Source organism: Bacillus sp. FSL R12-0074 (assembly GCF_038005725.1).
Lineage (GTDB): Bacteria > Bacillota > Bacilli > Bacillales > Bacillaceae_G > Bacillus_A > Bacillus_A mycoides.
In genome coordinates, this window is sequence record NZ_JBBOTR010000001.1 from 4,775,788 (window position 1) to 4,788,527 (window position 12,740).

The following is a 12,740-nucleotide window of genomic DNA, read 5'->3' on the forward strand; positions in this document are numbered from 1 at the left end:
AATTATTCTTCTCCGAAACGCTCAACAATTGTTGCAAGTGTACGCACCATTGCACCTGTTGCTCCAGATGGTCCTAAATCATGTGCTCCTGATGTTTCAGATGTTCCAGCGATGTCTAAGTGTACCCATGGTGTTTCTTCTGCAAATTCACCAAGGAATGTCCCAGCCATAACCGCATGTCCTTCACGGCCTGGTGAGTTATTTAAATCAGCAAATTTACTGTTCTTGACACGTTCTTTATCACGTTCAAAAATCGGCAATTGCCAAATTGGCTCATCCGTTTCCATAGAAGCCTCTAACACTTGTTCAAACAATTCTTCATTATTTGTCATCGCGCCTGTTGTATGATTTCCAAGTGCAACAATTACACCGCCTGTTAATGTTGCAACATCAACTAAGTAATTTGCGCCAAGTTTCTTCGCATACGTAATACCGTCAGCTAACGCTAGGCGACCTTCTGCATCTGTATTTAATACTTCAATTGTTTTTCCGCTCATAGATGTAATAACATCATCTGGCTTAAATGCTGTACCACTTACAACGTTGTCAGTTGATGGAATAACAGCAATTACATTTTGCTCTGGGCGAAGTTCACCGATGATCTCCATCGCGCCAAGAACAGCTGCAGCTCCGCCCATATCACCTTTCATACCAACCATGCCTTCACGTGGTTTTAAAGAATAACCGCCTGTATCATATGTAATCCCTTTTCCAACAAATCCAATTACATCTTTCCACTCTTCTTTTCCTTTATAAATAAGAGCGATCATTTTTGGCGGTTCAGTAGATCCTTGGTTTACTGCAAGTAATGCACCCATACCAAGCTCTTCCATCTCTTCTTTCTCAAGAACCTTATAATCCATATCGTATTTTTCTGCTAATTCAACTGCATACTCAGCAAGCTTTGTCGCTGTTAATACGTTTGGCGGCATATTTACAAGCGTACGAGCTGAATTCGTTGCACGTCCATGTACGTATCCTACCGTTAATGCTGCTTCAATTTCTTGTGTATCTTCTGCTGTAATAGCCGTAAACTTCTCTAATTCTACACGATCCTTTTTATCTGATTTATACGTTTGTAATTCATATGTACCAAGACCTTGTACTTCTGCCGCAATATGAGCTACATCAATCGCATCTAATTTATCTGTCACGAAAGAATCAAGTAAGATTGCTGCATCTTGTACTTTTGCTGCTTGTAACGCTTTAAACGCCTTACCAAGAGCAGCACGTAACGTTTCCGTTGTATATGACTCTTTCTTACCTAAACCAACAAAATAATAACGTTTAACATTTGTTTTTCCTAAGCTATGTACTTTTGAAATTGCTTTCTTCTTAGTTGAAAGTTCTTTTTCTTCTAATAAAACTTGTAATTGTCCTTCAAACGCTTTATCCAGTTCTTGTACAAAGCTACTCGTTTTATCTTCTTCAAATAAGGCAACAATTACCGCTTCATGACTTACTAATTCTTTTTGTACTTGAAACATGTTCAGACCCCCTAAATTTCTCTACGTCCATTATAACTTTATTTTCGATAAAATGCGACAATTCTAAATTCTGTTATTTCATATAAAGTGAAACTTTAATTAACAGGGGTTTTGTTCATCCCCCACTGATTATCAGCCCGCACCAATCAGGCGTTTACGCGCAGCAGGGCTCCCACCTACCTTCTTTGCTCCAGCTGAATTTTGAGGTGGGAGTTTTACCGGCCGCAAATAGCAGGATAAAGATGCTATCTCCAATATCTTCTATGGTGAAATAAGACAAGAAAAAAGTCTAGCGTTATTACCACTAGACTATCTTTGTTTTAAATATTGGCCACGAAACACTTGCATCGTTTCGTCTTGATTTAACATCGTTAACTCTTCTTCCGAAAACTTGCCATTTCCTATTTTCACTATATACACATTTACTTTTTTCTTACCCCATTGGCTATAAACGTCTTTCACCGTATCATAATATAAATCGAGACGATTTCCTTTTATAGCACCGCCCTTATCAGCTACAACACCATATCCGTAACCTGGCACGAATAGAATTGTCCCAAGCGGGAATACGCGTAAATCGGCAGCGATTGTGGAATATAAATCCCTTTTTGCTTTAACACCTGAATATGTAATGCCATACTCTGGATGCCCCGGCCTCTTTCCAGTCGACTCTATACCTGATGTATAACCAGTTGCAGTCATTTCTATAACACGATATTTAGACCAGTCATTTGCCTGCTCTAAAGCATTTATCACTTCTTTACTCGGAGCAACTTTTTTCTCAATTTCTGCTGCATGTACTTCTTTTACACTTGTTCCTTCATATGATTTTATAATCTCTAATAAAGAAACTCCTGTGAAAGCCTGCCATGTTACGCATAATGCGAATGCAAGTAAACAAGTCATCATAATGCGAATACAATATCGTTTTAACATTTTTATATTCCACACTCCTTCATCGTTAATCATTCCCTATACGATGAAGGAATATGCAAAAAAATAATCTCCAAATTGATTGGAGATTAAAACATTTGATATCCACTTTTTCGAAGTTTTTTAATTATGATTCCTGCTAAAGCAGCACCTACTAATCCAGTAGATAGAATAAACACATCTGCGTGTCCTAAATGCGATACACTTGTCCCAAATGAAGAAAATGTTTCTTTTGGCTTTGAAAAATAGTCCCATACACTCGCTTTATTAATAATAAGCATACAAATAATCGGATATACAATAACCATTACCCACGTAGCCCGCAAAATCATGTTGAGTAAAAATCCAATTCCAAAAAATAAAATAAAGAACAACATCATTGAAATAAGTAGTACCGGTATACTCACTTCTTCTCCCTCTCCTTCGCATACGCCGTAAACACATGATAAGCCGTATAACCAAATTGCTCTCCTGGATTTAATGTTTTGTCCATTTCAAAATGCGACTCTGCTCTTCCTTCTAATAAATATTTGATGAGTACAGAAGTATTTTGATCATCTGCAATATTTTCTGGATGTAAAAAAGCTACTTCCGACAATTCTTTCTCCTGTACGATAACGTCTTCTCCCTCTGGCTCTAGAAGAAAAATAATCATATTATCACTAATTTCATTATGAATAACACCTGAGCGAATACCAATAATCCCCTTTACATGAGCAACAATGCCTGTCTCTTCCAAAATTTCACGTTTCACAGCTTCATCAACAGTCTCGCCTTCATTAACAAAACCAGCAGGTAAAGACCATTGCCCTTTCAATCCACCGTATTTTTTCTTAACGAATAGCCATCTCCCATCTTCTGTAGCTACTAAGCCACTGACAGCTAACCACACTTTCCCTCGCTTCCCCATGATATAACCTCCTCCACCAAAACGAACAGAATATTCTTTCTTTTTTATATATTATACTATATTTTCAATACGAAAAAAGCAGAAACAGCTCATAGCCGTTTCTGCTTTTTCTACTATATATTAAAAGAACTTCAATTTACCTTTTTTAAGAACTAATAAAGGTCCGCCTAGTAAGAATAAGTAACGGTTGTCGATTACTTTCTTCATGAATGAAGCTTTCCAACCTGTTAACTTTTTACCCATAACAACGCCCATTGCATCGTCATGACCTAATGAACATACAGATCCTTTATTATCAAATGCGAACTTTTTCATTTCACCTTTGCCGCGAACTAACACAGTTAAATTGTGTGCAATATTATAACCTTCTTGAATTGCAATCTGTGCTGTTGGTGGGTATGGACGGTTAATCTCTTCGTTGATGATTAACGCTGCATCACCAACCATGAATACATCTTCATGACCTGGAGCGTGCATGTACTCATCCACTTTAATACGTCCGCGCATTGCTTCAAATCCAGACTCTTCCACAATACCATTACCACGAACACCTGCAGCCCAAACTACAGTTTCAGATTTAAGAAGTTCAGCATCATCACCGTTGGCAACGATAATACCTTCTTCAGTTGCTTCCTTAATTGCTGTACCGATGCGGAATTCTACACCTTTTTTCTCAAGTTGTTTTACAGCGTACTCTACTAATGCTGGATCGAAACCAGGAAGTGCTGTTGGAGCAGCTTCTACACAGATGATACGTGCTTTTTCACGTGGAACATCGTACTCTTTGCAAAGTTCAGGAATACGGTTTGCAAGCTCACCTACGTACTCGATACCAGTAAATCCAGCGCCACCAACAACGATTGTTACTAACTCATCACGTTTTTCAGTCGCATATTGAGCGAATTTTCCTTCCATATGCTCACGAATTTGACGAGTTGCATTAATGTTAGTGATTGAGAATGCATGCTCTTTTAATCCTTTAATTCCGAACGTTTCTGATTCGAAACCAAGACCGATTACTAAGTAATCATACTCTAATTCACCATCTTTTAAGATAATATGTTTTTCAGCAGCTTTAATCTCTACTACTGTATCTTGTACAAAGTTCACTTTATTTGTATCGATAACGTCTTGAATATCTAGACAGATTTTATCATCTTGTAATGTACCAGCTGCACTCTCATGTAACCAAGTTGCTTGGTAGTGATAGCTGTTGTTGTTTACTAACGTAATTTCAGCTTCACTTACAGATAATGTTTTTTGCAGACGAACAGTCGTAATCATCCCGCCATAACCTGCACCTAAAACTACGATTTTTGGAGTCTTCACTAAATCACAACCCTTTTCTTTATATAATAGTAATAAAAAATAATACCAAGTACTAAAAACTCTATTTGTCAAGAATGTGGAATTTATCACATTCTATATCATAACAAAACGCAGTCAAAAAATCGTACGAAATTTGTCATAGAAATTTAACATAATACTTCCCTATATTAGTCGGTTTCATTCCATAATTCAAGCACCTAGAGAATTATCAATATTTTAAAATAACATAGCGTTTTCAAGGGTTTTTCAGCCTTTTTTTCATGTATTTTCCTTTCGCTATATTTTATACAATTCTAAAACATCTATGTGCAAACTTACTTATTATTCAGTCGTTTTCAGAAGTATTATTAACTGAAATATGCTATCATTTATTTGAAAGTGTCATCATTTGCAGGATTTTCATGTACATATGAACAATATATGAAATCAATATTAAAATTCCATCATCTATAGGGGGAATGAAAATGACAGAAAATCAAAAAGTTTACGACATAACGATTATTGGTGGTGGCCCAACAGGACTATTCACCGCATTTTATGGCGGAATGAGACAAGCAAGTGTAAAAATTATTGAAAGCTTACCTCAACTTGGAGGGCAATTATCCGCACTATATCCCGAAAAATATATTTATGATGTAGCTGGATTCCCAAAAGTGCGCGCACAAGAGTTAGTTGATAACTTAAAAGAACAAATGAAAAGGTTCGATCCAACTGTTTGCTTAGAGGAAGCTGTTGATACGCTTGAAAAACAAGCTGACGGTATATTTAAACTTGTTACAAATAAACAAACTCACTACTCTAAATCTGTCATTATTACTGCTGGTAATGGTGCTTTCCAACCACGCCGCTTAGAATTAGAAGGCACAGCAAAATACGAAAAGAAAAACTTACATTATTTCGTTGATGATATGAATAAATTTGCTGAAAAACGCGTCGTTGTATTCGGCGGCGGTGACTCAGCAGTAGATTGGACAATGATGTTAGAACCGATTGCGGACAAAGTTACAATTGCTCATCGCCGCGACAAATTCCGTGCACATGAACATAGCGTAGAAAGCTTAATGAATTCCCGTGCAGAAGTAAGCACACCTTACGTTCCAGTTGAACTTATCGGTGATGATACTATTGAACAAGTTGTTCTTCAGCACGTAAAAACAGAAGAAAAAATTATCATCGATGTTGATGACGTAATCGTAAACTACGGCTTCGTTTCTTCACTTGGTCCAATTAAAAATTGGGGCTTAGATATTCAAAAAAACAGCATCCTCGTGAACTCAAAAATGGAAACAAATATTCCTGGCATTTACGCTGCTGGTGACATTTGTACATATGAAGGAAAAGTAAAACTCATTGCTTGCGGCTTTGGTGAAGCACCGACAGCAGTAAACAATGCAAAAGCTTACTTCGATCCAAACGCAAAACTTCAACCAATGCATAGCTCAAGTATGTTTTAATATAGAAATGAAAAGAGCTCCTTTTACATGAAAGGAGCTCTTTTGTTATAAAGATCCCTAATCCAAATTACCTCTCTTTCTTCACAGCTATGTACTTTAGAAAAAAATACCACATACTCCTAAAATAGGTTACAATAAAATAGAACGTATGTTTCATTCAATGGAGGGAAATTTTATAATGAAAGAACCTATTATCATTAAGAAAGAAGCTTTCCAAGCAATCGGTGTTTCTATTACGACGACAAATGAAAAAGAGGCATCTACTGAAGGGAAAATCCCACAACTTTGGAACCAATACTTCCAAGAACAAATCATGCATCACATCCCAAATCAACAAACAAAAGAAACATTCGCTTTCTACTCAAACTACGAATCAGATGAAACTGGTACATATCAATTTACTATTGGCATGCCTGTTTCTTCATTAGAAGACGTTCCTGAAAATATGACAGCCTTAACAATACCTGCCGCAACGTATGCGGTATTTACAACGAGAAAAGGTCCTGTGTCTGAAGTCATTTGTGAAACTTGGGAATATATTTGGCAATGGTCGAAAGAAAACAAACGTGCTTTTACAACAGACTTTGAGCTTTATGACGAAAATGCAGTAGATCCAAATAACGTACAAGTGGATATTTATATTGCTTTAGCGTGAATGACAAAAAAGAAGATACCCTTTGGTATCTTCTTTTTTGTCGTTAAATAGCCACTGTGCAAATTCATTATTATTGTCTACAATGAGAAAGTGCAGTATAGAAATATTAGAAACTGTATAAAGTGAAACTATACTCAGTGGGGGTTTACGGGCAGTTGGTCTCCCGCCTAACTTCTTTGCCCTAGCCCAATTTTGAGGTGGGAGACCAACTGCCCGCAAATAGCGGGATAAAACGATTGTTAATAAGTTTTTTAGTCTAAATTTGGTACATAGAAAGGAAGCAATATGGAGGAACTACAACAAAATAAATCTGCTTTAGAAGGAAGCGGAAAACCGTTATTAAAAAATACGAACTTCCTTTTCCTTTGGGCAGCTACTCTCTTTTCAAGTTTTGCTTTAGCCTTTTTTACTTTTTCACAAACATGGTACATAGCAAAAACATTAAACCTTGAGGCTTCACTCGGTATTGTTTTCGTGGCTCTTAGTGTTCCAAGACTCATCTTTATGATTATCGGCGGAGCATTAGCTGATAAATTCCCGAAAAAAAATATTATGTTTTACTCTAATATTATTCGCGCTATTCTTGTCGCAACCATTCTCACCTGGTTCATCGTCGGTGATGTAACACTATATACATTTGCTTTGTTTGCTTTGTTCTTCGGACTTGCTGACGCTTTCTTCTGGTCAGCAGATGGATCTATTCTGCCTGAACTTGTAGCAAAAAGCCGTTTAACACAAGCAAATTCACTTACTCAAATGACAAACCAAGGATCGGTCATCTTGGGCCCTGTACTTGGCGGTATTCTCATTAAATTTACGAACTATGAAACAATCTTTTCAATTACAATCCTGCTACTCATTATCGCTGCGATACTCGTTCAAAAAATACAATTTACAGTACCCGAAAAAAATGAAACAGATAAAGGCATGTTTACTTCTATTAAAGAGGGAATTTCATATGTAAAAGAATCACCATTTCTTTCAACTTTCCTTATATGTAGCGCCTTTTTAAATTTATTTTTAATCGGCCCAATGCAAGTAGGCTTCCCGCTCTTCGTCAAAAACGTTCTGCACGGTGATTCACTTCAGTTTAGTTACTTAGAAGCGTCTGTTGGCGGCGGGATGGCGATAGGAGCTGTCATTGTCGGATTAAAAAACATTAACCGCAGACGTGGTCTATTTTGTATTATCATGATGCTACTGTCTGGTGTATTCTTCCTAGCCATCAACTTTAGCACCGTACTTTGGCAAGCGTTGTTAGCTGGAATGTTTTACGGTATTACAATTGCGATGGCTATCGTTCCACTTATGGCGATGATTCAATCAACAGTAAAAGAAGAGATGATGGGACGCGTTATGAGCTTACTCATGCTTTCATCGATGGGATTCATTCCGCTCTCTTACGCATTTACATCGCTTGCACTTGGGATAGGCATTCCAATTGTAACGGTTATGAAAAGCGGTGCAATCGCTGTTATCGTCTTTGTACTATTTGTAGCAATTCGTGTTCCAGTTGTAAGAAAGTTCGATTAGCTACTTGGAGTCATGTATTATACGCATGGCTCTTTTTTAAATGGATCGAATAACGGTATTCCCTTACTTCTCCTTAATGCCGCTCCCCACTCTAATCCAATTTCTAAAAATAAATCTCGCATCGTACTATACAATAGTGCTCCAACATCTTTACGAATTTCTCCGTACTTATACGCTCTCACAACACTTTTCACCCTCCAAATTAAATTTCCACGCACTTCTTCATCAGCTAATATTCCCTCTAATAAAGCACCTTGCTCTAATAATCCGCTCTTTTTATAAGCAAGTTCCACCTTACTCCAAAATATATTAATCTTCTTCGGATTACTCGCCATCGGCACCAGTGCATATATAAAAGGCTTAGGTATATCGTGACGACAATACGTTTCATCAAGCTCGTACGTTACTTTTCTTTTCTCTTTTATTTGTGGAATGTTTTTAGAAAGAATTGTTTCCCCCTCATTTTTTTGCTCGTTTCCACTACTGCCATCTGTACGATCATCACTTTCACATGCGGACATTTTCATACGGTCATCCATGCGGTCAATTGCAGATTTAAGAAATACATATAAGTTTGCACTATATCCCCCGCGCTTATATCTTTCTTTTGTCGCAACACGTTTTATAATTCCTAGCTCCTCTAACTTTGCAATCGAGCGGCGTACCGTACGAATACTCTTTCCAACATTTGTAGCAATCGTCTCCATTAACGGACAAGCAACTCCCACTGTTTTCTGTTTCTCATTCACTGCATACTTTCCTAAAAAATGAATAATGATAGCATCCGTTTTATTCAATTGAAATCGATAGCACTTCAAAACTTGTTTTTGATATGTATTAAACTCTTCTTTACTTCGAAATTGACTATATGGTTTCATTAAATTATATAAGCTTCCCATTTTTATCACCTCACTTATAGGTAAGAAATAGGCAGAGAAATTGGCGTGATATTTAATATTTTTTATCCCGCATTAACGGGCAGTAAGACTCCCACCTCCAGATTCGGCGAATGGGAGGAGGTTAGGTGGGAGATCAACTGCCCGTAAAAGCCCGATTGGTTCAACTAATAATCAGTGGGGGATGGACAAAACCCCCACTGATTAAAATTTCACTTTATTGGAGATGAAAATATGATTGTAATTAGTGCTTGTTTAGGTGGTATTGCTTGTCGGTATGACGGTAACGATAATCTCGTTTCACAAATAGAAGAGTTATTACAGAGGGAAGATACCATCCTCGTTTGTCCCGAAGTATTAGGCGGTTTACCAACACCACGCCCTTCTGCTGAAATTATCGGCGGTAATGGCGATGATGTTTTAGATGGAAAAGCAAAAGTAATGACGAAAGAAGGACAAGATGTCACGGAGGCTTTCGTGCGTGGTGCTTATAAAGCATTAGAACAAATAAAAGATTTAAACCCAGAATATATAATTTTAAAAGAACGCAGTCCATCTTGTGGTAGTTCTACTATTTACACAGGGGAATTTAACGGCAATAAACAAACTGGTTACGGAGTGACAACTGCTTTATTCCGCCGACATGGATTTAAAGTAATTTCAGAAGAGGATTTTGAGAACGAAAAAAGGAATTGACCCTGTTCGTCAATTCCTTTTCCATCTGTCTTATTTCACACCTAATTTTTCTTTCACTTTCGCAGGAAGCTCGTCCTTTTTCACTTCTTCCCAAGCTGTTACACCTTTTTTATCTGAGTGGTATACGCGTAGGAATGCTTCTTTACGAAGATTTTTTTGCGCTATGAATTCTAATTCTTTCTCTTTACCATCTTTATCAAAACCAGTTAGTTTATATTCGTAATCTTTATACGGCTGACCATTATCAGCTTTACCATTATATTCTTTTCCATCTACTGTAATTTGAACGTAATACTCATCTTTACCCATACGGTTTAAATCACAGCCAACTAACAAACTTGCGAATACAACTAAAATACTAAAAAGTGCAATATATCTTTTCATTTCCTTCACCTCATGTGTTTTTCTTATATTGTTATCTTAAGGCCTAAGCTTTAAAGAAGAAATTCAAAAACATGACATGAACATTACACTTTTGTAAGATAGTAAATTAAAACTTTAATCAGTGTTTTTTCATTGAAAACGTTATTGACACTCATCTAGCCTAGTCATGACAATCTATTAACGCCAATAACGTCTTCCACGCCAACTTTTCCACTTGTCACGAATCTTATCACATAATTTTCTTATACCGCTTATTACACCCTCTATTACGCACTCTATTATGATATCTATTACAAGGTAACTTACGAATCTAATTATAGGTTTAATCACATATCTCCCTACGAATTCAAAAACATCGTCGATCTTGCGTCCCCTTCTTCTTGCATATATTCGTTATCTTTGTCATGCTCTTTTTCTTTTTAGCGCAAAAGAAAAGACCTTCCTAACGATTTGGTTTCATCGCTAAAAAGGTCTTTATATGCAACCTACCCATTCAATTTCCACTTAGAATAAAGGGATGAAAAAACTTAGCAATCTTCTGGCTTACCAGCATTCGACGCTGTACGGAAAGATGATCCGCATCCACATGATGCGATCGCGTTTGGATTGTCGATTGTGAATCCGCCGCCAAGCATAGATTGCTTATAGTCAACTTTCACTCCCTTTACAATCGGAGCACTTTCTTTATCGATAACAAATTCAACACCGAAAAACTCAAGAACTGTGTCGTCTTCTTTTGGTTCTACTTCAAATCCTAAGCCGTAAGAAAGACCACTACATCCGCCGCCATGTACAGCAAGGCGCACGTACTTCTCTCCATCTTCAGCATCTTTTAACATATCTTTAATTTGAAAAGCCGCTTGTTCTGTTACTTCAATCATGAAATACACCATCCTTTCTGTTCTCATTCTATTATACATCTTTACGCTTCTATCTTGTACTCATACACTCCGCGGCAAATTATTTCCGCAGGTCCTTTCATTAATACATTTCCTTCTTCTGTCCATGCGATCATTAAGTCGCCGCCTGCTAAGTGAACCGTAATTTCTTTACCGTGTTCCATTTTCCCATTTAAAATTGCCGCAACGACAGCTGCGCATGCTCCTGTCCCGCAAGCTTGTGTTACACCAGATCCTCGTTCCCAAACGCGGAAATTCATCTCTTCATCATTCAAAATCTCGATGAATTCAACATTCACTCGCTCTGGGAACATTTCATGCGTCTCAAGAACCGGTCCTAACGTTGTAAGAGGCGCTTTTTCTACATCATCAACAAAAATAACCGCATGTGGATTCCCCATTGAAACAGCTGTAAATGCATAACGGTGATTATTGTATAAGAAGTTTTCACGAATAAATGGTGTTTCTCCTTCACCAAGCATCGGTATCTCTTCACGTGTTAAACGAGGTGCTCCCATGTCGATTTTCGCTAATGTAACTTTGTCATCTTCTACCGTTACTTCTGCCGTAACAATACCAGCTAACGTTTCAATTGTGAAAACTTTACCTTCTACTAGTTTATGCTCATACGCATATTTCGCTACGCAGCGTAAACCATTTCCACAGCTCTTTCCTTCTGAGCCATCGTTATTAAACATGCGCATTTTTACTGGTGCCACGTCAGAAGGACAAATTAAAATCATTCCATCTGCACCAATACCAGTATTAATATTTGAAACCTTTTCCGCTACAATTGCTAAATCTTCTTCTCTAATTTGTTCCTCAAACATATTTACATATATATAACTATTTCCAAGACCATGCATTTTTGTAAAAGAAAATTGGCTCATTTTTATTCACTCCAAAAATAATTTATTATTTCAAGTATAAAATGCATGCTTTTAGAACACAATATGAATGTCCCCCGTTTCTCATATTTGACAGTGTTTTGGCAATAAGCCGTTCTTACACAAATCGTGTAAGAAAAAAGCCCTTCTAAAAGGGCTTTTTTTTTCGAAATAAACACTCCTAATAAAGTGAAACTTTAATCAGTGGGGGGACGGGCAACAGGGCTTCAACCTAAATTCTTTGCTTCAGCTGAATTTTGAGGTGGGAGTCTTACTGCCCGCAAATAGCGGGATAAATGAAAAAAGAAAAACGTTGCCTGTTTGCAACGCTTTAAAACATTGGATTTTCATCCATATAATCATATACATTATTTACAAGTTCTTCTACTGTTGCACCTTGTACCACTTCACCATTTACAAGTGCAAATGGACCTTCAAAACAGATGCCACAATATCCTAAACAACCATATTCCATTACGTCTAAATTAGGATCTTTTTCTAATTTTTCTAAAGCTGCTTGCGAACCGCTTGCAAGGTTACCTACACAAAATTCGATTAATGGTTTAATCAAAACTCTCTCCCCCCTGTATCTCTAAACAAATTACCATTTACTTTATATGGTATGTGCATACCTAATTTGCGAAACGGATAAGTAACCCTCTCTACTTGTTACCATT

15 protein-coding genes are annotated in these 12,740 nt (G+C 37.2%); 4 read left to right on the forward strand and 11 right to left on the reverse strand.

Annotation, left to right across the window (positions count from 1 at the left end):
* Nucleotides 1-2: 2 nt before the first annotated feature.
* From pepA to NSS97_RS24975, 5 genes are all read right to left on the reverse strand, one after another.
* Nucleotides 3-1,487 (reverse strand): cytosol aminopeptidase, encoded by a 1,485-nt coding sequence (gene pepA, locus NSS97_RS24955; RefSeq protein ID WP_107887277.1) that lies wholly within the window; start codon nucleotides 1,485-1,487, stop codon nucleotides 3-5.
* Nucleotides 1,488-1,796: 309 nt separating this feature from the next.
* Nucleotides 1,797-2,423: a 3D domain-containing protein gene (locus tag NSS97_RS24960; protein WP_002089307.1), complete on the reverse strand. Its 627-nt coding sequence runs from the start codon at nucleotides 2,421-2,423 to the stop codon at nucleotides 1,797-1,799.
* An 86-nt stretch (nucleotides 2,424-2,509) separates the two neighbouring features.
* Nucleotides 2,510-2,827, reverse strand: coding sequence for a YuiB family protein (locus NSS97_RS24965; RefSeq protein WP_002089308.1), 318 nt, complete (start codon nucleotides 2,825-2,827; stop codon nucleotides 2,510-2,512).
* Entirely contained in the window at nucleotides 2,824-3,330 is a 507-nt protein-coding gene (locus NSS97_RS24970) for an NUDIX hydrolase (protein WP_002015875.1), read from the reverse strand. Before NSS97_RS24970 ends, NSS97_RS24965 begins: the two co-directional genes overlap by 4 nt.
* Nucleotides 3,331-3,450: 120 nt before the next feature.
* The gene (locus NSS97_RS24975; protein WP_341114294.1) at nucleotides 3,451-4,659 is read right to left on the reverse strand and encodes an NAD(P)/FAD-dependent oxidoreductase; all 1,209 of its coding nucleotides are present in this window, start codon (nucleotides 4,657-4,659) and stop codon (nucleotides 3,451-3,453) included.
* A 464-nt stretch (nucleotides 4,660-5,123) separates the two neighbouring features.
* Here NSS97_RS24975 and NSS97_RS24980 point away from each other — a divergent pair, with 464 nt between their 5' ends.
* The 3 genes from NSS97_RS24980 to NSS97_RS24990 all read left to right on the forward strand — a co-directional run bounded on the left by NSS97_RS24980 (nucleotide 5,124) and on the right by NSS97_RS24990 (nucleotide 8,301).
* Entirely contained in the window at nucleotides 5,124-6,113 is a 990-nt protein-coding gene (locus NSS97_RS24980; protein ID WP_044439138.1) for an NAD(P)/FAD-dependent oxidoreductase, read from the forward strand.
* A 178-nt stretch (nucleotides 6,114-6,291) separates the two neighbouring features.
* Nucleotides 6,292-6,768, forward strand: coding sequence for a GyrI-like domain-containing protein (locus tag NSS97_RS24985; protein WP_002191058.1), 477 nt, complete (start codon nucleotides 6,292-6,294; stop codon nucleotides 6,766-6,768).
* 285 nt (nucleotides 6,769-7,053) lie between these two features.
* Nucleotides 7,054-8,301, forward strand: coding sequence for an MFS transporter (locus NSS97_RS24990; RefSeq protein WP_044439141.1), 1,248 nt, complete (start codon nucleotides 7,054-7,056; stop codon nucleotides 8,299-8,301).
* Nucleotides 8,302-8,318: 17 nt separating this feature from the next.
* Here NSS97_RS24990 and NSS97_RS24995 read toward each other — a convergent pair whose 3' ends face one another.
* On the reverse strand, nucleotides 8,319-9,200 hold the full coding sequence (locus NSS97_RS24995) for a helix-turn-helix domain-containing protein (protein WP_107887275.1): 882 nt from the start codon (nucleotides 9,198-9,200) through the stop codon (nucleotides 8,319-8,321).
* 231 nt (nucleotides 9,201-9,431) lie between these two features.
* Here NSS97_RS24995 and NSS97_RS25000 point away from each other — a divergent pair, with 231 nt between their 5' ends.
* Nucleotides 9,432-9,893, forward strand: coding sequence for a DUF523 domain-containing protein (locus tag NSS97_RS25000; RefSeq protein WP_044439145.1), 462 nt, complete (start codon nucleotides 9,432-9,434; stop codon nucleotides 9,891-9,893).
* A gap of 30 nt (nucleotides 9,894-9,923) precedes the next feature.
* On the opposite strand, the gene NSS97_RS25005 is transcribed toward NSS97_RS25000, so the two are convergent.
* From NSS97_RS25005 to NSS97_RS25025, 5 genes are all read right to left on the reverse strand, one after another.
* Complete coding sequence (locus NSS97_RS25005; RefSeq protein ID WP_044439147.1) at nucleotides 9,924-10,277, reverse strand: YxeA family protein; 354 nt, start codon at nucleotides 10,275-10,277, stop codon at nucleotides 9,924-9,926.
* Nucleotides 10,278-10,454: 177 nt separating this feature from the next.
* Nucleotides 10,455-10,640 carry a hypothetical protein gene (locus NSS97_RS25010; protein WP_080784437.1) on the reverse strand — a complete coding sequence of 62 codons (186 nt, stop codon included), beginning with the start codon at nucleotides 10,638-10,640 and terminating at the stop codon, nucleotides 10,455-10,457.
* A 164-nt stretch (nucleotides 10,641-10,804) separates the two neighbouring features.
* Nucleotides 10,805-11,158, reverse strand: a complete 354-nt coding sequence (locus NSS97_RS25015) for a HesB/IscA family protein (protein ID WP_002034566.1) — start codon at nucleotides 11,156-11,158, stop codon at nucleotides 10,805-10,807.
* Nucleotides 11,159-11,199: 41 nt separating this feature from the next.
* Complete coding sequence (gene dapF, locus NSS97_RS25020) at nucleotides 11,200-12,066, reverse strand: diaminopimelate epimerase (protein WP_002015893.1); 867 nt, start codon at nucleotides 12,064-12,066, stop codon at nucleotides 11,200-11,202.
* A gap of 328 nt (nucleotides 12,067-12,394) precedes the next feature.
* Nucleotides 12,395-12,634, reverse strand: coding sequence for a YuzB family protein (locus NSS97_RS25025; protein WP_002015892.1), 240 nt, complete (start codon nucleotides 12,632-12,634; stop codon nucleotides 12,395-12,397).
* Between the last annotated feature and the right edge of the window lie 106 nt (nucleotides 12,635-12,740).

What these genes read in the sequence shown, in the direction of transcription:
- NSS97_RS24970 (WP_002015875.1), bottom strand. Translation starts at nt 3,330, where the DNA reads ATGGGGAAGCGAGGGAAAGTGTGGTTAGCTGTCAGTGGCTTAGTAGCT.
- NSS97_RS25000 (WP_044439145.1), top strand. Translation starts at nt 9,432, where the DNA reads ATGATTGTAATTAGTGCTTGTTTAGGTGGTATTGCTTGTCGGTATGAC.
- NSS97_RS24960 (WP_002089307.1), bottom strand. Translation starts at nt 2,423, where the DNA reads ATGTTAAAACGATATTGTATTCGCATTATGATGACTTGTTTACTTGCA.
- NSS97_RS25005 (WP_044439147.1), bottom strand. Translation starts at nt 10,277, where the DNA reads ATGAAAAGATATATTGCACTTTTTAGTATTTTAGTTGTATTCGCAAGT.
- NSS97_RS24985 (WP_002191058.1), top strand. Translation starts at nt 6,292, where the DNA reads ATGAAAGAACCTATTATCATTAAGAAAGAAGCTTTCCAAGCAATCGGT.
- NSS97_RS25015 (WP_002034566.1), bottom strand. Translation starts at nt 11,158, where the DNA reads ATGATTGAAGTAACAGAACAAGCGGCTTTTCAAATTAAAGATATGTTA.
- dapF (WP_002015893.1), bottom strand. Translation starts at nt 12,066, where the DNA reads ATGAGCCAATTTTCTTTTACAAAAATGCATGGTCTTGGAAATAGTTAT.
- NSS97_RS24980 (WP_044439138.1), top strand. Translation starts at nt 5,124, where the DNA reads ATGACAGAAAATCAAAAAGTTTACGACATAACGATTATTGGTGGTGGC.
- NSS97_RS24990 (WP_044439141.1), top strand. Translation starts at nt 7,054, where the DNA reads ATGGAGGAACTACAACAAAATAAATCTGCTTTAGAAGGAAGCGGAAAA.
- NSS97_RS24995 (WP_107887275.1), bottom strand. Translation starts at nt 9,200, where the DNA reads ATGGGAAGCTTATATAATTTAATGAAACCATATAGTCAATTTCGAAGT.
- pepA (WP_107887277.1), bottom strand. Translation starts at nt 1,487, where the DNA reads ATGTTTCAAGTACAAAAAGAATTAGTAAGTCATGAAGCGGTAATTGTT.